The organism is Streptomyces sp. DSM 42067 (assembly GCF_055792885.1).
This window is the reverse complement of the sequence record NZ_CM147706.1, coordinates 1,101,856-1,123,531: the sequence shown is the minus strand read 5'-3', so window position 1 is coordinate 1,123,531 and position 21,676 is coordinate 1,101,856. Positions and strand designations below refer to the sequence as shown.

Annotated in this window: 17 protein-coding genes and 1 pseudogene; 5 read left to right on the top strand and 13 right to left on the bottom strand. The window is 69.3% G+C overall.

Annotated features, from left to right (window positions below; translation table 11 throughout):
* Positions 1-27: 27 nt before the first annotated feature.
* The 3 genes from ACSMXV_RS05395 to ACSMXV_RS05385 all read right to left on the bottom strand — a co-directional run bounded on the left by ACSMXV_RS05395 (position 28) and on the right by ACSMXV_RS05385 (position 3,864).
* Positions 28-1,506, bottom strand: coding sequence for a sugar transferase (locus ACSMXV_RS05395; protein ID WP_473176558.1), 1,479 nt, complete (start codon positions 1,504-1,506; stop codon positions 28-30).
* The gene (locus ACSMXV_RS05390) at positions 1,503-2,681 is read right to left on the bottom strand and encodes a glycosyltransferase (protein ID WP_473176557.1); all 1,179 of its coding nucleotides are present in this window, start codon (positions 2,679-2,681) and stop codon (positions 1,503-1,505) included. Before ACSMXV_RS05390 ends, ACSMXV_RS05395 begins: the two co-directional genes overlap by 4 nt.
* Positions 2,682-2,742: 61 nt before the next feature.
* Positions 2,743-3,864: a DUF3344 domain-containing protein gene (locus tag ACSMXV_RS05385; RefSeq protein ID WP_473176556.1), complete on the bottom strand. Its 1,122-nt coding sequence runs from the start codon at positions 3,862-3,864 to the stop codon at positions 2,743-2,745.
* Between the two features lie 812 nt (positions 3,865-4,676).
* Here ACSMXV_RS05385 and ACSMXV_RS05380 point away from each other — a divergent pair.
* From ACSMXV_RS05380 to ACSMXV_RS05370, 3 genes are all read left to right on the top strand, one after another.
* Complete coding sequence (locus ACSMXV_RS05380; protein WP_473176555.1) at positions 4,677-6,788, top strand: beta-galactosidase; 2,112 nt, start codon at positions 4,677-4,679, stop codon at positions 6,786-6,788.
* Positions 6,789-7,079: 291 nt separating this feature from the next.
* Positions 7,080-7,769, top strand: coding sequence for a hypothetical protein (locus ACSMXV_RS05375; protein WP_473176554.1), 690 nt, complete (start codon positions 7,080-7,082; stop codon positions 7,767-7,769).
* Between the two features lie 75 nt (positions 7,770-7,844).
* Positions 7,845-8,609: a sulfite exporter TauE/SafE family protein gene (locus ACSMXV_RS05370; RefSeq protein WP_473176553.1), complete on the top strand. Its 765-nt coding sequence runs from the start codon at positions 7,845-7,847 to the stop codon at positions 8,607-8,609.
* Between the two features lie 630 nt (positions 8,610-9,239).
* Here the strand turns inward: ACSMXV_RS05370 and ACSMXV_RS05365 are convergent.
* Positions 9,240-10,088, bottom strand: a complete 849-nt coding sequence (locus ACSMXV_RS05365) for an EamA family transporter (protein ID WP_473176552.1) — start codon at positions 10,086-10,088, stop codon at positions 9,240-9,242.
* Between the two features lie 224 nt (positions 10,089-10,312).
* On the opposite strand from ACSMXV_RS05365, the gene ACSMXV_RS05360 reads away from it, so the two are divergent.
* Positions 10,313-10,513: a hypothetical protein gene (locus ACSMXV_RS05360; RefSeq protein WP_473176551.1), complete on the top strand. Its 201-nt coding sequence runs from the start codon at positions 10,313-10,315 to the stop codon at positions 10,511-10,513.
* A 172-nt stretch (positions 10,514-10,685) separates the two neighbouring features.
* On the opposite strand, the gene ACSMXV_RS05355 is transcribed toward ACSMXV_RS05360, so the two are convergent.
* The 5 genes from ACSMXV_RS05355 to ACSMXV_RS05335 form a co-directional block, all read right to left on the bottom strand.
* On the bottom strand, positions 10,686-11,693 hold the full coding sequence (locus ACSMXV_RS05355; protein ID WP_473176550.1) for a LacI family DNA-binding transcriptional regulator: 1,008 nt from the start codon (positions 11,691-11,693) through the stop codon (positions 10,686-10,688).
* Positions 11,694-11,837: 144 nt separating this feature from the next.
* Positions 11,838-13,124 carry a glycoside hydrolase family 27 protein gene (locus ACSMXV_RS05350; protein ID WP_473176549.1) on the bottom strand — a complete coding sequence of 429 codons (1,287 nt, stop codon included), beginning with the start codon at positions 13,122-13,124 and terminating at the stop codon, positions 11,838-11,840.
* A 214-nt stretch (positions 13,125-13,338) separates the two neighbouring features.
* A complete protein-coding gene (locus tag ACSMXV_RS05345) occupies positions 13,339-14,856 on the bottom strand; it encodes an alpha-N-arabinofuranosidase (RefSeq protein ID WP_473176548.1) in 1,518 nt (505 codons plus the stop codon).
* 328 nt (positions 14,857-15,184) lie between these two features.
* Complete coding sequence (locus tag ACSMXV_RS05340) at positions 15,185-16,204, bottom strand: serine hydrolase domain-containing protein (protein WP_473176547.1); 1,020 nt, start codon at positions 16,202-16,204, stop codon at positions 15,185-15,187.
* Positions 16,205-16,497: 293 nt separating this feature from the next.
* On the bottom strand, positions 16,498-16,845 hold the full coding sequence (locus tag ACSMXV_RS05335; protein WP_473176546.1) for an SCO4225 family membrane protein: 348 nt from the start codon (positions 16,843-16,845) through the stop codon (positions 16,498-16,500).
* 455 nt (positions 16,846-17,300) lie between these two features.
* On the opposite strand from ACSMXV_RS05335, the gene ACSMXV_RS05330 reads away from it, so the two are divergent.
* Entirely contained in the window at positions 17,301-18,458 is a 1,158-nt protein-coding gene (locus ACSMXV_RS05330; RefSeq protein WP_473176545.1) for an RNA-guided endonuclease InsQ/TnpB family protein, read from the top strand.
* Between the two features lie 394 nt (positions 18,459-18,852).
* On the opposite strand, the pseudogene ACSMXV_RS05325 reads toward ACSMXV_RS05330, so the two are convergent.
* From ACSMXV_RS05325 to ACSMXV_RS05310, 4 genes and pseudogenes are all read right to left on the bottom strand, one after another.
* A pseudogene (locus ACSMXV_RS05325) lies at positions 18,853-18,903 on the bottom strand (hypothetical protein); the annotation flags it as partial.
* Positions 18,904-18,978: 75 nt separating this feature from the next.
* A complete protein-coding gene (locus ACSMXV_RS05320) occupies positions 18,979-20,499 on the bottom strand; it encodes an MFS transporter (RefSeq protein ID WP_473176544.1) in 1,521 nt (506 codons plus the stop codon).
* Entirely contained in the window at positions 20,496-21,047 is a 552-nt protein-coding gene (locus tag ACSMXV_RS05315; RefSeq protein WP_473176543.1) for a TetR/AcrR family transcriptional regulator, read from the bottom strand. Before ACSMXV_RS05315 ends, ACSMXV_RS05320 begins: the two co-directional genes overlap by 4 nt.
* Positions 21,048-21,191: 144 nt before the next feature.
* A complete protein-coding gene (locus tag ACSMXV_RS05310; RefSeq protein ID WP_473176542.1) occupies positions 21,192-21,602 on the bottom strand; it encodes a DUF6281 family protein in 411 nt (136 codons plus the stop codon).
* Positions 21,603-21,676: the final 74 nt, after the last annotated feature.

The window sequence follows — 21,676 nt, the reverse complement described above, 5'->3', positions numbered from 1 at the left end:
GCGTAGCGGTCGACACGATGGCCACGGTCAGCTTCCCCCCGGCCGGAAGAGGGAGCCCGCGGTGCGGAGCAGGATGCAGACGTCATGCCAGAGCGACCACGTGTCGATGTAGTGGTTGTCGAAGCGCGCACGGTCCTCGATGGAGGTGTCGCCGCGCAAACCGTTGACCTGGGCGAGACCGGTGATGCCGACGGGCATACGGTGCCGGGCCCGGTAGCCCGGATAGGTGCGGGAGAACTTCGAGACGAAGTACGGGCGTTCCGGCCGGGGTCCGACCAGGCTCATGTCCCCGCGCAGTACGTTCCACAGCTGCGGCAGTTCATCGAGGGAGAGCCGCCGCAGCAGATTGCCGACGTAGCTCATCCGGTGGTCCATGGCGACACTCCAGCGGGTGGCGGACTCGTACTCGTCCGCAGGGCGCAGGGTGCGGAACTTCAGCAGCGTGAAGGCGCGACCGTCCTGCCCGGTCCGCTCCTGCCGGAAGATGACGCCGGGCCCGTCGGAGATGCGGACGGCAAGGGCGCAGAGCGCCATCACGGGCGCGGTCGCGAGCAGGGCGAGGACGGCCAGACAGATGTCGAGTGCGCGCTTGCTCCAGCGGGCCGCGGGGTGGTGGCGGCGTGCTTGCAGGGGCCGTACGGAGAAGCCCCACAGGTGGTCCGGCAGCGCGGCCGGCTGTGCGGGGAGAGCCGTGTCGACAAGCCACATCTGCACTCCGTGCTCGTTGAAGAGCTGGACGAGGGCGGGGTCTTCGGGCTCGGCGTGGGCGGGCCGCACGAAGAGGACGTGACGCACGGTGGTCTGGATGACGGCCCTGCCGATGTCCTCATAGGTGGCCAGGACGGGCAGTACCGAGGCCTCGCTGCCGGCGGCGGCCGGGCCGGATCCCACCAGGCCCACCGGGCGCATCCCGTATCCGTCGAGTGCGCGCAGGAGTGAGCTGATCTGTTGGGCGGTGGCTCCACCGTCGACGATCAGCGTGGACCGGTTGTGCCGGGCGTCCGCCCAGCGCTGGAACTGGTGGACAACGCTCCGGCCCGCGCAGCCGATGAGCGTCTGCGCGGTCACTGCGGCGGCCAGCGCCTCCCAGCCCAGCACGTGCTGAGGTCCCACAGCCGCGAGGCCCGCTGCCGCGGTGCACCACAGGATCAGCGCAAGGCTGAGCAGCGCGGGAAGTTCCGGAAGCGCCGACGGCGACAGCCGTCGCCGGTAGAGACCTCGGCGGGTGTGCAGCGCCACATGCAGCATCAGCAGCGGTACGAGCACGGCCGCCGGCCGCTGCGGCCCTGGCATCACAGCGACGGTGAGGACCAGCGCGAGTGCGTCGACGGCGAAAAGAGGGAAGGCAGTGCGGCGATGCCGCAGCCGTCTGCGTCTCAGGGGCTCGGGCAGCCGGTTGTCGGAGGATCTGCGCGGCGGGTGTACCGAGGGTGTCAGGCGCCGTACCGGAGTTGCCTGACCACCGACCTGGCCTGCATGGGGAGCACGTGTGCTGTCCATCGTCATCGGGTGATGCGCTCCGTCGTCGTGGGTTGGGGCAGGCCAAGGAGCTGCCGGTACAGCTCCGAGACCGCGGTGACCGTGTCCTGCACATCGAAATTCGCCCGTGCATGGGAGCGGGCCTGGCGGCCCAGAGAGTCCCGCAGCTGAGGGTTCTCCAGCAGCCGGCCGACGGCATCCGCCAGCGCCCCGGGATCGTCCGGCGGTACGAGGCAGTGGCGGTCATGGCCCGGTGGCAGGCTCTCCCTGGCCCCGCTGACGTCGGTGAGGACGACAGGGCGGCCACAGGCCATGGCTTCGAGCGGGGCCAGGGCCATGCCTTCCCAGCGGGAGGGCTGGACGACGACGTCGGCGGCCCTCATCCAGTCACGAGTGCCGTCGACCGCTCCGGTGAACAGGACTCCTGAGGAGGCGAGTGTCCGCAGTCGCTCGCGGTCGGGGCCGTCGCCGACCAGCACCAGACGGGCGTCGGGAACCGCACGGGTGATCTCGGGCCATGCCCGTAGGAGTACGTCCTGGCCCTTCTGCGGGCACAGGCGGCCGACACAGACGACCACGGGGCCCTGCGCGGGGGTGCGGGACAGCAGCAGAATCGTTTCTTCTAAAGGGGGCGCCGTGGTGTCATCGGTACCGAACCAACGCACGTCGACACCGTTGCGGATCACCGCCCAGCGGGCGGCGATTCCGGCAGCTTCGCCGGTTCTGCGTTCGGCCTCGCTGACGCACAGGATGCGCTCCGCCCACCGGGCGGCGTACCGCTCCCAGGCCAGCGCAACGCGCGCTGTCGTGCCGCCCACCGCATCGAAGGACCAGGCGTGGGGCTGGAACACCGTCGGGATACGCCCGCGCACGGCGAGCCGCGCGGCGAGACCGGCCTTGGAGCTGTGCGCATGAACCACATCGGGCCGGCTCGCGCGGATCAGGCGGGAGGCGGACACCGTCTCCCCGGGCAGTCCGGGGCCCGGGGCGCGGCCGGCCTGCCATGCGTGGACCTCAGCGCCCGCATCGGCGAGCGCCGATGAAAGACCGGTGCCCGGCGGACAGGCCGCAACGACCCTGATTCCTTCCAGGACTTGAGCCTCTACGAGGTCGGTGACCACGCGAGCGACTCCCCCTTCCACCGGCTGAACGAGGTGAAAAACCGTCAGCCGGTGGTTCGCGGTTCTGGTTCTTGGCAACAAGTGCGGCTTTCTTTGTACCTGGCCCGGCGATCGGGCACCGAGGAGCGCGAGGAGAAACGTTTCAGCGTCGCGAATCCGCCTGCACGAAGAGTGCGCCGAGAAAGTACTCGCCGCTTCCGGCGGAGAAGTGGAAGTTCAAGCTGTCCCCGCCATGGGAGAGAGCAGGCTTCAGGTCGAATACGTCGGAGTCATATCCGAGGGTATTCACATAATGAGGCTGCCGTTTGAACGCAGAGCGACCGAAATCTGTGATGGTCGAATTCATCACATTGTTCGCCGGATTTGCAGAGTTTCTGAGGCTGACCGATCCGAACCGACCTGCGGTGACCCTCAGCGCGTCGCCCTTCATGGAGCGGTCCCCGTCGTACGAGACGACGCCGGCCCGACCGGTTGCCCCGGCGGGGATGTCAAGACCGGCCAGCTTCAGGGACTGAGTCCTGCGGGCCGCGCCGAGCGTTTCGAATCCGTCCCAGATGGCGAGGTTCCGCAGCGGCTGTTGCTCGTTCTCATAGGCGACGACGAGCGTCCAGCCGCCCCAGGCGCCGACCGCCGACTGCCCCTTGGCGACATTGATCTGGGCCACGGTGTACTGGCCTGCCCCGCTCTGGCGTACCAGCGAAGTGACATCGGCAGAGGCCTGGAATGCATCGCTGCCATCGGCTGTGCGGTGGGCGACAGGGGTGTCCGCCAGCACCGCCTTGTACTCCCCGCCCGGCTCGGCGAAGAGCACCCGCCCGTTGTCCCTGGGCGGCTTCTGCTCGCCGACCCGCAGATTGCCGCCCCAGTACAGCCGGGCGTAGCTGACCCGAGAGTGGGCCGGCAGGGCCAGCTCGGCGCGGCTCGAGTTGTAGGTGTTGGGGTCGTCGTCGACATCGGTGTAGAGCATGTCGAAGTCGCCGTTGACGCCCCCCTGTGCGCCTCGCTGGACCTTCGCGCACGAGGCGGCCGCAGGATGAGACGCGGTCTGACAGGTGATGGCGGAGTTGGCGGCCCGGACAATCCCGCCGTGCTGTACCGAGTGATAGCGCTGCGTGAAGGGGATCCTGGCTGATTTCTGCTCCGATTCCCTTTCTGAATCCCGCGGAACAGAGACGGCAGGCCCCGAAAGAAGCGTGGACACAAACGTCACGTATGACAATACGCCCACGGCATACAGCGCAGTGAGACCCGTCGGCTTCCCCATGACTGCTTTCCTTTTCGCTCGAAATGACCAAGCAGTAGTGCACTTTGTCAGAGAGCAAGTTGGAAAGCACGCAAATCTCACTCGTGCCGCCATTTGGAGGGCGCCCGGAAGCGGCGAAGGCCTACGCGTCACGGGCACGACACATCGCTGCGGGCCCGGAAATGTCCCCCGGATGATCGTGCCCTTGGCTCGGTCGGCGAACTGGCGTACGTCCGGCGGCGGTCCCCGCTCTCGTCGACCAACGAGCGCAGCAAGGGAGCGACAACTGCGCCAATACCGTCGCAGGCGGCGATACGCCCCTGCGCCTCCGGGTAAAGCCAGCGTCGCAGCACCCTGCACGGCCTGTTGCGGCGCAACTTCCAGCCGGACGCCGAGGCGTCCGGTGCGTGGAGTCCGCCGGCCGGAGACCCCGGGTACGCGATGATGACCTTCGGCGACCAGTTCGCCGAGGCGGCCGTGGACGCCGAGCGCGGACTGGTCCGGGTGCGGCGCATGACCGGTGCCTTCGCTCCCGGCCGGGCTCGCCGGCAATCCGCATGCACGGGCACCGCCGCCCACCCGGACAGCGAGCGAAATTTTCGTATTTGTCATAGCTCTTCCCGGTCGGGCCGGGCGTCGCGTACCTTGCCGCCCCAGAGCTCGATCGTTGGCGGTGTGACGGAGGTTTTCGGATGCCTGGTCTTGAGGTGCGCGATCTGGTCAAGCGGCTGGGTGACCACAGCGGCTGGGTGACCACACAGCCGTCGACGGTCTCAGTTTCCAGGTCGGCACCGCCACCAAAAACGACCTCATCATCACCTGAAGGAGTATCCGTGTCCCGTCCCGATCCCGCCGACGAACGCCTGGCCGGCCTCCGGCAGCGACTGCAGGGCCTGGCGTACGGCGGTGACTACAACCCCGAGCAGTGGCCGGCCGACACCTGGCGCGAGGACATCCGCCTGATGCGCGAGGCCGGGGTCAATCTGGTCACCGTGGGCGTGTTCTCCTGGGGCCTGCTGGAACCCCGGCCCGGCGTCTTCGAGTTCGGCTGGCTGGACGAGGTCATGGACCTCCTGGCCGAGGCAAAGGTGAGCGTCGACCTGGCCACACCCACCGCCGCGCCGCCCTCCTGGCTCGCCCACGAGCATCCCGAGATGCTGCCCGTGGACGGCGAGGGCCGCACGTTCGCCTTCGGCGCCCGCCTCCACTACTGCCCGTCCTCACCGGTCTACCGGCACTACGCGGCACGGATCACCGAGCGGCTGGCCGAGCGCTACGCCGGTCATCCCGCACTCGCGATGTGGCACATCGGCAACGAGTACATCGGGTTCGGCTGCCACTGTCCCGTCTCCGTCACGCATTTCCGCCGCTGGCTTGCCGACCGCTACGGCAGCATCGACTCCCTCAACGACGCGTGGGGCACCGCCTTCTGGGGCCAGCGCTACGACTCCTTCGACCACATCCCCACCCCTGCTCCCCGGAGCCGGCTGATATCGGGCCCCAACCCCGGCCAGTTGCTGGACTTCGCCCGCTTCTCCGACGCCGCGTCGCTGGAGTGCTTCACAGCCGAACGTGACATCGTCCGCCGCCACACTCCCGACCTGCCGGTCACCACCAACTTCATGGGGTCCTTCAAGAACCTGGACTACTGGCGCTGGGCGGCAGAGGAAGACGTCGTCTCCATCGACATCTACCCCAAGCCGTGGGACCCGGAGGGGCAGTTGCTCGCCGCGTACAACTTCGACCTCATGCGTTCGCTACGCGGTGGAAGGCCGTGGCTGATGCTGGAGTCGGCCACCGGCAACAACCTCACAGGGGGCCGCAATTCCGCCCGCCCAGCCGGTCAGTTGCGCGTGCGTGCGCTGCAGGCGGTGGCCCGGGGTTCGGATGCGGTGATGTTCTTCCAGTGGCGCGCCTCCCGGGCAGGTGCCGAGCGGTTCCACTCGGCCATGGTGCCCCACGGAGGCACTCGTACCCGTACCTGGCGCGAGGTGGTCGCCCTGGGCGAGGACGTGACGCGGCTGGCGGAGTTGACGGGTGGGGCCTGCGACCCGGCGGAGGTGGCCGTGGTGTGGGACTGGGAGAACTGGTGGGCGCTGGAGGGTCCCGACCACCCCTCCAGCGACGTGCACTTCGCCACCCGCGTCCTCGACCACTACCGGCCGCTGTGGAGCGCCAACGTCCCCGTCGACTTCGTCCACCCGCACAGCGATCTCAGCGCCTACCGCCTGGTTGTCGTGCCCAACCTGTACCTGGTGGACGACGCCGGCGCCGACAACATCACCAGTTATGTGCACGCCGGCGGTCACCTGTTGATGTCGTACTTCTCCGGCATCGTCGACGAGCACGACCGGATACGGCCCGGCGGCCACCCCGGCGCCTTCCGTGAGCTGCTCGGCATCGACATCGACGAGTTCAACCCCCTCCAGCCGGGGGCCACCCTCACGCTGCACCACGCCGGACACACCGGCACCGCCGTCGACTGGCAGGACGTCATCGAACTGGACGGTGCCGAGCCACTGGTCACCTACACCGACGGCGAACTGAAGGGCCGGCCGGCCGCCACCCGGCACAGCTTCGGCACCGGCACCGCCACCTACCTCGGCACCTCACCCGACCAGGACACCATGCGCCGCCTCGTCCTGGACTGTGTCACCCACGCCGAAGTCACGCCCGTCATGGGCACCCCCGGGGGCGTCGAAGCCGTCCGCCGCCGCGCCGCCGACGGCACCAACCACCTTTTCCTGCTCAACCACACCACGGACGAGGTGACCGTCGACCTCGGCCCCGACATGTCCCACCCCGTCGACCTCCTGAACCCTGACACCCCGGCAGCCGCCACCGGCCAACTGCGCCTTCCACCGTACGGCGCGGCGGTCCTCCGTAGCGACTCCCACAGCGACCCCCACAGCGCCCCCCACAACGAACACTCGTACTTCGCATAGAAGATCAAGTCCCTTGCAACCTGGTGTGCAAGTTCCGGATGCCCCTCGTCTTCGGCTCCGGTTGTGCGGCGCTCGACCCGGTCACGGGTGCCCCTGTGCAGTTCGTGGATGAGCAGGATCAGGCCCGCCGGTACCTGCTCGACACTGATGTCACCGTGTGGCACTCGGTGGAGCACCAGTGGGGGTCGGGGCACCTGGTCACGGACCGGGGCGGGGCCCGCTGGCACGCGCCCGCCGCAGCACCAGCGGGCCCGGGAGCGGCCCGGTCTGCTCGCGCATGCCTTCGTGCCGGTGGACACCCGGACCGGCCTGACCCAGTCGACCAACGGCTGGCAGGACTGGACGGACAGAGCCGAGCGGATCGCGATGCCGCTGCTGCTCCAGGCCGCGGCCGCCCGCGGCCTCGCGGACCCCGACGAGATCGACCCCCTGCTGGACGGCTGGTCCCAGTTCGCCCGCCGCCATCTGCTCGACGAGAGCAACGCCCCGCGACGCGGCTCCCAGGACAACCACATCCGGCTGTACGACACCCCGTGGCTGGCCCAGTTCTTCCACGACCGTCACCGTGCCCACGGCCGCGAAGCCGACCTCGACCAGGCGGCTCGCATCATCGAGCGCAGCTTTGAACTCGGCGGCGCCATGCACCTGTCCATCGGCCTCTCCCCGACGACGCTGGCCATCTGCGACAGCCTGGACGCCACCGGGCAGACCGACCGCGCCCAAGCCCTACAGGCCCAACTGGTCGAGGGCGCCAGGCAGTTCGTACGAATGGGCAAGCGGCTGCCCGCCCACGAGGTCAACTACGAGCAATCCATCGTGGCCCCGCTCCTGGACCTCCTCAGCGATGCCCACTCTCTCGCAGGACGTCACCCTCAGCGTGCCGGGCATCCATCTGCGGCGCACGAACGAGTCCGACACGAGCCGCTACCAGGATGTGTCCGACTAGCTCTTCTTTGCCCCCTCTGCTGTCTCCATATATAGACACGGTTTTTCATACGGGACAGCGGCATAGGAAGATGTGGCTTCCTCGCTCAGAAAGTCAGAAAGGAAGGCCGCGTGGGGGCCGACTCCGTACTCCTGCTCGCCGCGGCGGGCGTCGCATCCGGCCTGGCCGGGTCGATCGCCGGTCTGGCCTCGCTGTTCAGCTACCCCGCACTGCTGGCTGCCGGCCTCCCCCCGGTGGCCGCCAATGTGACCAACACCGTGGCGCTGTTCTCCAACACGGTAGGTACCGCGGCCGGTTCACGGGAGGAGCTTCGCGGCCAACGCCGTCGTCTGATGCGGCTCGCGCTCCTCGCGGCCGCGGGGGGTACGGTCGGCGCGGCACTGCTGCTCGGTACCCCGACCTCGGCCTTCGAACGCGTCGTGCCCTGGCTGATCGCCCTGGGGTCGGTGCTGATCCTGGTCCGCGAACCGCTCCGCCGACTGGCCGAGAACCGCCCGCAGCGGGGCAGCGGACTGCGGGCGAGACTGCCGTTGACCTGCGCGGTGCTTCTGGTCGGCCTCTACGGCGGCTACTTCGGCGCCGCGGCGGGCGTCCTCATGCTGGCGGTGCTGTCGCTGTCGGCGAACGAGCCGCTGCGGGTGACCAATGCCGTGAAGAACATCGCGACCGGAGCGGCCAACGTCACCGCGGCGATCGCCTACGCCTTCCTCGCGCCCGTCGACTGGGGAGCCGCGGCGGCGCTCAGCCTCGGATGCCTGGTCGGGAGCCGGGTCGGGCCGGTCGTCGTGCGGCGGATCCCCGAGAAGCCGCTGCGAATCGCCATCGCCCTGGCGGGTCTGGGCCTGGCCCTCTCCTTGTGGCGCGAGGCCGGCTGACGCGCACAGAGCCGCGCGACGACGGTGTGTTCTCCTCCACCTCGACGGTGAGGGTGCCGTCCTCTTGGGCGGGCGTGAGGCCGTCAGCTCACATCTTTCATGAGTCCAGGCATCGGTGGTGGCGCGCCCGGAGGCGACCGACGCGGTGACCGGTGCGGCCGCCTGGGTGGCCCACTCCATCGCCTACGGCGGACTGCTGGAGGCAGGCGGGCTCGCCCCCGGCGGCCACGTCCTGATCACGGCCGCCCTCCGGCGGAGTGGGAACCGCTGCCCTCCAGATCGCAGCCCGCGCCGGCCCCGTCCCCATCGCCGTCACCCGTACCGGCGCCAACGGGAAGCACTCCTGGCCGCGGGGGCGGCCCACGTCATCGCCACGCAGGAGGAGGTGACTCTAGGAGGTCAGGCGGCTGACCGGCGGCAAGGGCGGCGAGCTGTTCTTCGCCCCGATCGGCCGTCCCGGTCTGCCCGCCCTCGCCGAGGCCGCGGCACCCACGGCCTCGATCGTCCGCTACGCCTTCAGCAGCCCCGCCACCATGCCCTTCACCTGGCCGCTGACCGTCCACGGCCACGCCAGCGGGCACCTGACAGCCACCGAGGCCGGGCCGCCGCAGCGTCAACGGGGTCGACTGTTCATCCCAGGGTCAGCAGAACGATCGCGGCGGCCGCGCTCACCAGGCCGGTCATCTGTGTCCGGGTCACCTTCTCGCGGAGTACCGCAAGCCCGAGGATGACCGGGACCGCCGGGTACAGGGACGCCAGTACCACAGCGATGGCCAGCATCTGCTCCTGGGCAGCCCAGCGATAGAGGATGAGAGCAAAGGCCGCGCCCGCGCCGACCAGGGCCGCTTCGCCCAGCAGCCTTGCGGGTTGCTGGAAGCGGGGAACATGCCGCCAGGCGCTCGGCAGCAGAAGGAGGACAGCGGCGAGGCGACCGGCGGTCACGGGCCACAGGCCGCTGGCGGGGTCCGCCTGAGCGAGACCGATGTACTGCAGGGCCACCCCCAGGCTGGCGATCAGGCCGTCCACCGACGCCTGCCGCTCCCGTGCCTGCCCCCCGCCGCGGCCTGGCCTTGCGCCACTCGAGATGAGCCACAGCGCGGGCAGGGTGATGCAGATTCCCAGCCAGGCTGACAGCGCGGGCTGGTCACCCATGAAGAGCACGCCGCACAGCACGGACAGCGCAACCCCGGTGACGGCGCTCACCGGTACCACGATGCTCATGGCCCCGCGGCTCAGGCCGCGGTTGAGGAAGTGCATGGCGCTCCCGCTTCCGAGCCCGGACAACGCTCCCCACATCAGGTCTGTGGATCGGACAGCCTCGGCAGGCATCAGGGCCACAGCCGCAAGTGTGAAGAGCAGTCCGCCGACCTGCCCGAGGAAGGTGACCACGGCGAAGTGAGCTCGACGGGACAGCAGTCCGCCGGCAAAGTCGACGATCCCGTAGCAGGCTGCTGATGCCAGTGCGAGAAGAGCACCCATTCACCCACGATGCCCTGATCCAATTGGATCGATGTCACCGACACCTGATCATCGGGTCAGGCCCGAGCGGGCGTGCGCCGATCGCCTGGCTGTGTCTCTGTACATGTCCTGAGGGTGCGAGCGACCCTTGTCGTAGGGGCCCGTGGCCCGCAGGTCCATCCGGGATCCTGGGCTCTCCGCCGTACGACGCTGCTCCTGCCAAGGGGTGTGCAATGCGAGTGGAAATGATCAGACGCGCCGCCGACGTGCTGTGGGACGTCCCTGCCGACGCGCGCAAGGAGATCATCATGATCCTTGTCGCCGTGGCCCAGGCGCCGGCCCCGGGAGCGGGGGTGAGGGCAGCAGCGTTCAGTGAGCAGTGCTGGGTCGAGTACATGGCCCGTGGCAACGTGCTCGAAGTCATCGACGTCGGATCTCTCTGCTGACCGGAGGCTGCGGCGGCACAGGGGCATGATGAACCCCGGCCTCGCTGGCGGCCGGGGTTCTGGCCCGCCGGAGGTCAGCCACATGTTCTTGTGATGCCGCGGCGGGGAGCGCGTCTGTCGCCTGAACGATGTCAAGGCCCCTTGGACCCCTGTCAGCGTGGCGCGCGTACGGTCAGCCGCCCGTGGACTCCCGGACCACCACGGAGAAGTGGCTGACGAACTCCTCGCGGTCTGCCCCGGGCTCGGTCTGCTGGATCCGCCTGGCCAGCAGGTCGACCGCCCGCTGCGCCATCATGTCGTGGTCCGGGTCGATGGTGGACAGCGACGGGATGAGGAACTCGCTCTCCTGGACGTTGTCGAAGCCGATCACCTTGACCTGCTCCGGCACCTTTACCCCCGCATCGGCCAGGCCGCGCAGCGCGCCCATGGCCGCCGTGTCGGTCACGCAGAAGACGCCGTCGAAGTCGAGCCCGCTCTCCACCATCTCCCGGGCACGTCGCGCACCCGCGTGCATGGTGAGCGTCTCCACGCTCTGTACGAGGCCGGGGTCCTCGGGCAGGCCGGCGCTCTGCAGCGCCTGCCGGTAGCCGATGAGGCGGAGGCTGGACACGTCGGTCTCCTCGCCCAGCATCCCGCACAGGATCGCGATACGTCGGCAGCCCCGCTCGATCAGATGGCGGGTGGCCGCCTGCGACGCTTCGACGTTGGGCATGGCGACGTGGTCCACGGGACCACCGAAGATCCGCTCGCCCAGGATGACCACCGGGTAGTCCACCTTGAGCAGCTCGGCGTCGGCCGGGCCCATGCCGACGGTGCTGAGGATGAGCCCGTCGTAGAGCCGGTTGCGCGACAGCGACAGCGCGTCGAGTTCGTTCTCCCGTGAAGCGCCGGTCTGCTCGATGCTCACGCGGAGGTGGTGCCGCTGGGCCGCGGTGATGATGGCCGTGGCCAGCCGGCCGTAGTAGTGGCTGTTCACCTCGGGGACCGCGAGCCCGACGGTACCGGTCCGGCCCGTGCGCAGATTGCGGGCCGCCACGTTGACGCGGTAGTCGAGCCGGGCCATCGCCTCGAGAACCTTCTCGCGCGTCGCCGGGCGCACGTTCGGGTGATCGTTGATGACGTTCGAGACGGTCATCGGTGAGACTCCGGCCGCCTTCGCCACGTCCTGGATCGTTGCCACGTTCGCCCCCCGGTCTGCGGTCTGCGGTCTCAGGACTCACCCGGCATCATGGTATGTCTCGCGTCCCTGCCCACGTATGTCGTGCCGCCCCCGGTGCCGGCCGGCTGCGGCACGGCACCGGCGGCGGCACCGGTCTCGTACACCTCAGGGGGTGAGCCGGTAGAGGGCCGCGCCGTGGGCGGGCAGGTCGACGCGCAGGTGGTGGCCGTCGTGCGGGGTGTCGGTGTGCGTCCACAGCTCCCGGATGCGGTCGTCGGGGCGGGCGCCGATGGAGCCGAGCGGGACGGTGACGCGGGCGGGGGTGTCGGCCAGGGAGAACACGGCGGCGTAGCGGGTACGTCCGTCGGTGTCGCCGGCGATCCACAGGACGAGGTCCCGCTCGCGGAGGACCTCGCGGTTGTCCCTGCTGTGCCACAGGACCTCGAGTGCCTCGTCGTTGGTGAGCAGCTCGATCGTCTCCGCCGGGCTGGTGGGCAGGTCGCCGCCCATCATCAGCGGGGAGCGCGAGATCAGCCACAGTGTCAGCAGGCTGATCTGCTCGGGGCGGGTGAGGGCGCACAGGCGGTCGTCGCCCCTCTCGGCCCGGATACCGACACGGCCCAGGGGCAGCATGTCGGCGTCCGCCCAGCCGCGTTCGCTCTGCCACGGTGCCCACCGGGCCATGCGGCCGAACTGCGCTTCGACGTCTTCCCACCGATCCCAGAGGTCGTCGCAGACGCGCCACATGGTGGCGTTGTCCCGCAGGTGGTCGAGATGGGTGAGGGAGACGTCGGTGCCGGGGGAGAGGCTCAGCTCGATGGGCCGGCCGCTGCGGGCGATGGCTTGGGCGTAGGCGGCGATCTCCCGCTCGTGGTACGGGAAGAGCATGTCGTCGGCCTTGATGAAGTCCACGCCCCACCGGGCGAACTGGGCGACCTGCGCGTCGTAGTACGCCTGGGCGCCCGGGTGGTCGTGGTTCAGGCCGTAGTTGTCGCTGTTCCAGGGGCACACCGAGCCGGTGTCGGCGATCTCGTCGGCCGTCCAGTCGGTGCCCGCCACGGGGAGGCGGGCGGCGACGGCGCGGCGCGGGATGCCGCGCATGATGTGCAGGCCGAAACGCAGCCCGAGTTGGTGCACCTGGTCGGCCAGCGGCCCGAATCCCGCACCGTCCGCCGCCGAGGGGAACCGGTTCGGCGCCGGCAGTTGGCGGCCGTGGTCGTCGAGGAGCACCGGGGCGTCCGGGTTGTAGCCGTGGGCGCGGGCCGTTGGCTCGTACCACTGGATGTCCACGACCACGGTGTCCCAGCCGTGCGCGAGCATGCGGTCCCGCATGAACGTCGCGTTGGCGAGGACCTCATCCTCGGTGACGGTGGTGCCGTAGCAGTCCCAGCTGTTCCAGCCCATCGGCGGACGCAGGTGGCGTTCGGGGAGCGGACGTGCGGGTCGGGTCATGGTTGATCGTTTCCTGTACGGGACGGGTGGACGCGGAGAACGGTGAAGGCGTACGGCGGGATGTCGCGGACCGGCCCGGACAGCCGGTCCTTGACGGGGGCGGCCGGGGCGGGCCCGAACCGGCTGGTGGCTCCTGGAGGCGCGGCGAGGACGGTCCGCCGGCGGACGCCGTGGACGGCCCGTCCTACGCCGGGAGCCGGACGGCGACGGCCGGTCAGGCCAGCGGGGCCTGGACGGTGAGGAACGAGTGGGGTGGCAGCGTCAGTGACAGGCCCTGGTCGGTGACCTTCAGGCCGTCGAAGGTGCGCGGGCTGACTGCTCCCGGCGTGTCGACGGTGTTGTGGGCCTGGAGCCGGTCGGCCGTCAAGATGCGGGCGGTCGCCTCGCCGAGGGAGCCGCCGCGCAGGTCGAGCGTCACCTCGGCGGGCTCCTCGGCGTCTAGGTTGGACAGCGAGATCAGAACCGTTCCGTCCTTGACGCTGGCCGAGGCGGACAGGGTGTCCAGCTCTGCGTCCCCCACCGCGCGGCGGGCGTTGTCGGTGCGCAGGTGGACGGCGAGCGAGGCGGCGTCCTGGTGGCCCTTGTTCATCTCGAACACGTGGTAGGTCGGGGTCAGGACCAATGCGTCGCCGTCGGTGAGGACCATCGCCTGCAGGACGTTGACGGTCTGGGCGATGTTGGCCATGTACAGGCGCTCGGCGTGCTTGTGGAAGATGTCGAAGTGCGTGCTGGCCACGAGCGCGTCGCGCAGGGTGTTCTGCTGGTACAGGAAGCCCGGGTTGGTGCCCGGCTCGACGTCCCACCAGGTGCCCCACTCGTCCAGGACCAGACCCACCTTCCGGCCGGGGTCGTAGCAGTCCATGACCGTCGAGTGGCCGGTGAGGATGCGGTCGATCTTCCGGGCGGAGACCATCGTCCGGTAGTAGTCGTCCGTGTCGAAACCGGTGGCGCTGCCCTTCGCCTCCCACGGGCCGGCCAGCGTGTAGTAGTGGACCGAGATGCCCTGGAAGAAGGTGCGCGGGGTGGCCTCGCAGCCGAAGCAGTTGATCTGCTGCATCAGCGTCTCGGTCCACTTGTAGTCCGCGTCGGACGCGCCCGAGGCGATGCGGTATAGCTTGTTGTCGCCGTGGTCGCGGCAGTACGTGGCGTACTGGCGGGCCAGATCGGCGGAGTACTCGGCGCGCATGTTGCCGCCGCAGCCCCACGTCTCGTTGCCGATGCCCCAGAACTTCACGCGCCAGGGCTCCTCGCGGCCGTTGGCCTTGCGCAGCCGCACCATGGGGCTGTCGCCGTCACGGGTCAGGTACTCGACCCACTCGCTCATCTCCCGGACGGTACCGCTGCCCACGTTGCCGCTGATGTACGGCTCGGCGCCGAGCAGTTCGCACAGCGCCATGAACTCGTGGGTGCCGAAGTGGTTGTTCTCCTCCACGTTGCCCCAGTGGGTGTTGACCATCGTGGGACGCTGGTCCCTGGGGCCGATGCCGTCCATCCAGTGGTACTCGTCGGCGAAACAGCCGCCGGGCCAGCGCAGGTTGGGGATGTTCAGGGCGCGCAGGGCCTGTACGACGTCCAGGCGGATGCCGCCCTCGTTGGGTATCGGCGAGTCATCTCCGACCCAGAAACCGCCGTAGATGCATCGGCCCAGATGCTCGGCGAAGTGCCCGTACAGGTGGCGACTGATCTTCGGACCGTCGATGTCGAGATTGATGATCGCGGTGGCGTTGGGCACGGCGGTACTCCAGCGTGGCTTGGGTGGGTGCTTGAGCGGCGACGGGTGCGGTTGGTACGGACGTGGGCCACCGGCAGATGAGGCGGCAGTGGGCGACTTCGTCGCCTCCATAACCGCCACCACGGCAGCCGCCGCCCCCGCGCGTTTGTATCGATAAAAGCTCCCAATGTGTGGCGAGCGTGTCAAGAGGGATGCGCGAACTGGTTGGGACGGCGAACTCACCGTCTCGGCCGTCTGCTCGGGCGGTCGCCAGGACCGAGCACGGCACGGACCTTCCAGGAAGCGGGGTGAGGCAGTTGCCCGAGCGCCGTCGCGGCACACGGCTGTCTCAGACGAGGGCGTCGTGGACGGCCCATCCCATGTCGCCGGCACACCAGCTGATGTTGCCGAGCACGGCGACGTCCAGGTCCTGCTGCGGGTAGTGGTAGAGGCGGGCACTGACCCCGTCCTCCTCGCCCGTGTGGCCCCAGCGGACGATGGTTCCTTCGTCGTCGAGGATGTGGGTGAGGCCGAAGCCGTACATCCACCGGTAGCCGCGGACCTTCTCCTCACGCTCGTCGACCTGCGGCGTCAGCGCCAGGCGCGTGGTCTCCTCGTTCAGCAGCCGCCCGTGGCGCAGTGCGCGGGCGAAGGCCGTCAGATCGGCGGCGGTACAGGTAGCCCCACCGTCGGCGGCGGCGCCGGGGGTGGTCGCGTAGTGGTTGGTCCGGTACGGGGTGGGGCCCTCGGCGGTGGTGAGGTATCCCTCGGCGATGTCCGGGCCCAGGTCGTCCAGGGCCGGGAATCCCGCCCCTCTCATACCGGCACGGGCGAAGACGTCTTCGGCGATGACCTCCTCAAAAGCGCGGCCGGTCACCGATTCGATGAGCAGGCCCAGCAGGATGTAGCCGGCACCGTTGTAGAGATGACGCCCCCCGGGAGGGAAGTGGGGCTGTTTGCCGGCGAACAGCGGCAGGTAGTCCTTGTTGCTCCGCAGCAGGTACAGGGGGTGGGAGGAGGTCAATGCGGCCCATTCGGCCTCCCAGTCGTCGCCGGCCTCCTCGAACCAGTCGCCGATGCCCGACGTCATCGTCAGGGCGTGGCGGACCGTGACACGCGGATCGAGCTGGGGCATGTGGTCATTCACGAAGCCCACCAGAGCGTCGTCCAGGCGGACCTGCTCCCGCTCGACGAGCTGCAGGACGGCCACCGCCGTGAACGCCTTGGACACCGACGCCACACGGAAGCGCGTTCCGCACGTGTTCGGTACGGACCATCGCCGTGACGCCATCCCGAACGCGCGGGTGAACACCGGCTCCCCGTGCCACGTGACACGGACCGTGCCGGAGAACCCCTTTCGTTCCGCCACACTTGAAACGGCCTCCTCCAGACAAGCCGGATCGAAGCCGTCAGCCCTCGTCACCATCGTCACCGCAGACCCCGCAGAAGAAAGATCACCAGCCATCCATTGGCGATGATCGTCAGCAGTCCGTCCTGCGGGCAACCGCTTTTACCGGGACGGCCTCGCCGCGCCGGGAGCGGCGCCCGTCCAGCCTGCGTCGGCCGCGGACCTGTTGACGTCATCCGCCGACCTGTTGATGTCATTCCTGATGGCAGTTGCTGCCGATCGACCACTCCGTCCGGCGATGGGGCCGGAGCGGTTCAGCCGCCGTACGGATGGGCGTGCCGCCGGCGCCACCCGCGCAGGGCCTCCAGTAGCAGTCCGAGGACCAGGGACTGGATCAGGGCGGAGACGATGATCCCGCCGATGAGGGACCATGCAGGCAGATCAAGGCCCCACACCGCCTCGGCGACCGGTACGACGAAGAAGAAGGTGGGGCTGGTGAAGAACGCCGGCCACACCCAGATCAACGACTCGCCCCCGTGGTCGGACCACAGCGGTTCGGTCGCGGCGATCACGACGGAGATGCCGACCAGACCGAGATACACCGCCGAGGCGGGGTTGGCGAACATCAGGCGTACGAGATTGGGTATCAGGCGAGATTTCATCGGTTCTTCCCCCGGGTCGTTGTTGCCTCCATGGTCGGCGTGGAACCGCGGCAGTGTCGTGAGTACCCGTACTCAGCTCATCCAGGCTCGCCGTGGAGCCTGCGCCACACGCCGTCCATGTCCGGCACACCGTGTAACAGAAGCCCCGCCGGTTACGCCGCGCCTTCTGGACGCCGCCGATGAGTTCCTCCGGCTCCCGGAGTCTGACAAGCACGCAGAGTTCACCTGTTTCTGGCGAGGAGGCCCCGGCGTTCGCGCCGGGGAGGAATCGTCTCCCGTCCTGGCGACGCGGAGCGTCGCCGCATCCCGCACCAGCCGGGGCGCGGAGAGCGCCCGCCACTGCCAGCCCGGCGAAGCCGGGCCAATGCGAACACCCGTCCAGGCTGTCACTGGTTCGCGTACGGGTGCGCGAGAACCGTGCACGCGTGTGAGCGGGGATGCCTACGGTCGGTGTTGTGAAGCTGGTGGTGCAGATCAAGCTGCTACCGTCGCCCGAGCAGGCGGCGGCGCTGGAGGCGACCCTGCGCGCCTGCAACCGGGCCGCCACCTATGTGTCGACGATCGCCTTCGAGCGGGGCGTGAAGGACCGTAACGGGCTGCAGAAACTCCTGTACACGGACGTGAAAGCCACGTTCGGGCTGTCGGCGCAGCCCGCGGTGCGGGTGGTCAAAAAGGTCGTGGATGCCTACAGCACGCTGGCCGCGCAGGCCAAGGCCGGGCTTTGGGGTAAGACCACCGCCAAGCGCTACAGCAAGGCGATGGGCAGTCCGGTCTCCTTCCGGCCGGAGGCGGTGCAGCCGTTCGACGACCGGTGCCTGTCCTGGCAGACCGATGCCCGCACCGTGTCGATCTGGACGGTGGATGGCCGGATGCGTGGCGTCCGCTACACCGGCGCCGCCGATCAGTTGAAGGTGCTGGCCGAGTACCGCAGGGGCGAATCCGATCTCGTGCAGCGGGGCGGGAAGTGGTTCCTTAGCGCCACCTGCGAGATTCCCGAACCGGAGGTTTCCGAGTCGGTCGACTGGATCGGTGTGGACCGCGGCATCGTCAATCTCGCCACCACCTCTGACGGCACGAACTACCAGGGCCGGGGTCTGGCCCGCTACCGCAACTGGTGTGCCCGCAAGCGCGCGGAGTTGCAGAAGAAGCAGAGCCGCTCGGCCACCCGCCGCCTGGCCCGCCGCACCAAGAAGGAACAGCGCCATGCCACCGACGTAAATCACCGCATCAGCAAGGAGATTGTGTCCGTTGCGCAACGCACCGGTCGCGGAGTAGCCGTCGAGGTACTCGACGGCATCCGGGAGCGGGTACGGCTTCGACGCGACCAGCGGGGCACCCTCTCCTCCTGGCCCTTCCACCAGCTCGGGCAGCACCTCGCCTACAAAGCGAGACAGGCTGGGGTGGCGTTCTTGGAGGTGGATGCGGCCTACACCTCGCAGCGCTGCCCGCGCTGCGGCCATACCGAGAAGACCAACCGGCCCGATCGGGACCACTTTTCCTGTCGTCGGTGCGGCCTCGCTGGGCCCGCCGATGTCGTCGCCGGGGTCAACGTGCGCGACCGTGCACGCTCGGCGTGGGCATTCGTCACCATGCCCGTCCCCGCCCTGGCCTGAACAGGCCCGGAACAGTGGGGAGATGCGACCCGTAACCGTCCTGTCGTAGAGGGCAGTCGGGAGCGCGACGAGGTGCGAACAACCGGGCAGACAAGCTCGGTCGTTCACGGCCGAGAAGGTGACAACCGGGGTGCTGAACCTGGTCTATGCCCCAGCCGAGTCGACCGGCGACGCCACCTATGACGACGCCAAGGCCCACCTGTCCCACCCCGGGCAGTGACGACGGCCTTATCGGTCGCGGCGCGGGCAGGAAGTGGACGCCTGGGCCTGCCTCAGGCGTCCTCCGAGGTGGTCGCGTCGTGGACCAGCTTCCAGATCCACCCTTTCGGCATGGCGGAATTCCTACGAGTGCGATCCGGACTCGGTTGTCGAGATCCAGGCGGGTCAGGATGCGTGACACGTGCGTCTTGACCGTGGGTAGCGCCAAGTGCAGCTCCCGTGCCACCTCCTGCTCCGCTCCGGCAGTAGTGCCGGCCGGGCGCCTCCTCCCTCGTACGCCTACCGTCTTCAGCTCGTACGCCTACGCCTCCAGTTTCTGGCCCCGCAGCAGGAACCAGGCCGCCACCGCCGTGGCGAGGAGCACCGCCGCGCCGGCGCCCGCCGCGAGCGTGAGCCCGTCGACGAAGGCTTCGCGGGCCGCGGCGAGCAGGGCGTCCCCGGTGTCCGCGGGCAGCCCGGCCGCCGACTCGACGGCGCCGCCCAGGGACTCGCGGGCCTCGGCCGGGGTGCCAGCCGGTCCCGTGAAGTTCCGGTAGACACCGGTGACCACCGAGCCGAGCAGCGCGATGCCGAGGGCGGCGCCGAGTTCGTACGCCGTCTCGGAGACCGCGGAGGCCGCGCCCGCCTGCTCCTTGGGCACGCTGGCGAGGATCACGTCGGCGGTCACGGTGAACGAGAGGCCCGCGCCCACGCCGACGACCAGCAGCGCCGCCCCGAGCAGCGGATAGCCGGTGGACTGGCTCAGCACGGTGAGCGCGGCGAGTGCCAGGCCGACCGCGGCGAGGCCTCCGGAGACCACGGCACGGACCGAGTACCGGCGTGCGGCGGCGCCCGCGACCAGACCGGCCGCCACCGCGCCGATGGCGGCGGGCAGTTCGGCGAGCCCTGCCTCGAGCGGCCGCCTGCCCTGCACGAGTTGCAGGTACTGCGAGAGGAAGAAGACCAGACCGGACATGCCCAGGACGGTCAGGAGATCCGCGACGACGGCCGCGGAGAACCCGCGGTCGCGGAACAGCCGCATGTCCAGCAGCGGCCTGGTCATGGAGAGCTGACGTCGTATGAAGCCGTAGAGCGCGGCGGCGCCCAGCAGCCCTGCGGCCAGGGCTTCCCCGGTCGGCCCGTGCGACGCGGCCTCCTTCACCGCGTACACGATGCCGATCATGCCGACGAGCGAGAGCCCGACACTGATCAGGTCCCACGGGCCGGGATCCGGATTCCGCGACTCGGGCAGCAGCTTGATGCCGACGACGACGAGGACCGCCATCACGGGAAGGTTGATCAGGAAGACCGAGCCCCACCAGAAGTGCTCGAGCAGGAAGCCTCCGACGATCGGGCCGACCGCCGCACCCGCCGAGGCGGCGGCACCCCAGATGCCGATGGCGATGCTGCGCTCGCGCCGGTCGTGGAAGAGATTGCGGATGAGGGCGAGGGTGGAGGGCATCAGGGTCGCACCCGCGACGCCGAGCAGCGCCCGCGCCAGGATCATCGATTCCGGTGTCGTGGCATAGGCGTTGAAGACGGATATCAAGCCGAACGCCGTGGCGCCGACGAGCAGCAGCTTCTTGCGTCCGATGCGATCGCCGAGGCTGCCCATGGAGACCAGCAGTCCGGCGATGACGAACGAATAGACGTCCCCTATCCAGAGCAGCTGGGTGCCCGAGGGGTTCAGGTCCTCGCTGATGTAGGGGGTCGCGAGACCGAGGACGGTCGCGTCGACGGCCACCAGCAGCACTGCGAGGACGAGGACGGAGAGGGCGAGCCAGCGTCCGGGGCGCGGCTCCACCACCTCCGTCACGGCCGTCCGCTGCTTGGTGCCGGTCATGGTTCCACTCTCCGTAGTGTGCCGCCGAGCAGGAGCTCGACGATCATGAATGGGAAGTCCTTGGCGGCCACGCGGCCGTCCATGACGGCCCAGGCGCCCGAGCTGATCAGCCCGTAGAGCGCGTCGGTGAGCCAGGCGGGCGTCAGGTCGATACGGAACTCGCCGCTCTCCTGGCCGCGCCGGAACAGTGCGGCGATACGGGCGTCGAGCCGGGCCCAGCCCTCGTTCTGCTCGTCGCCCTCGAAGAGCTGGTTCTCCGTGACGAGGAAGGAGAGGAGGCCGGCCGCCGGTTCGATCTCCTTCACCAGTCTTCGCAGCGCCTCCTGCGCGGTGCCGTCATCGAGTCGCGCGGCGTCGAGCGCCGCCTCGCACTCCTCGATACCGAGCCCTTCGAGCGCTCGTACGAGGGCGTCGCGCCCGGCGAAGAGGCGGTGCAGCGTGGCGCGGCTGATGCCGGCCGTTTTGGCGACCTCGTCCATGGTGGCGGTCGCCTTGCGGGTCAGCAGGGCCGCGGCGCTGCGCAGCACGAGTTCGCGATCTACAGGCATGAGACAATGCTATCCCACGTGAGACATAGATGTCTCACGCTCCCAGCCGAGCAGCGGCCGCGTGCCGGGCATGGCGGCCATGCCTGCACCGGGCCCAGAGCGGGGGTATCAGCGCCACCTCGGCCGTGGCGCCCGCATTCGGTGTCACGAGCCGTCGATCAGCCTCTTGACCTCAGGAGGAAGCTCCTTGCCGGAGTCGACGGCGACGAGGAGGACATCATTGGATATCTCCCCCACCGCGATGGCGATGCTGGGGTCCAGTCCCTCGACCGCGTAGGCAGTCGTCGAAGCAGGCGCCGTCCTGCCGTCGTCATCGTCGTTCGGTGTGTCGTCGCACGGCGGAAGGGTGGCGGAGCCGAGCTTGTCCCCGACTGTGAAGTCGACGTTGGCCATGCCCGAGTACGTACGGTTCTCGTACTCGACCAGGAACGCACAGGACGACGCGGATCCGCCGCCACCACTCGGCGACGCGCAGGAGGCGGACATCGCGACGGTGGCCGCCGCCAGCAGCGCCCACACGTGCCCGCTCCGGCCGACCGGGAGTACAGCTGACATCGTTACCCCTCTTCCCGGAGCCTCAGCTCCGGCTCGGTTGATCCTGCGGAAGCCGAGAACATCGCCCTTGCCAG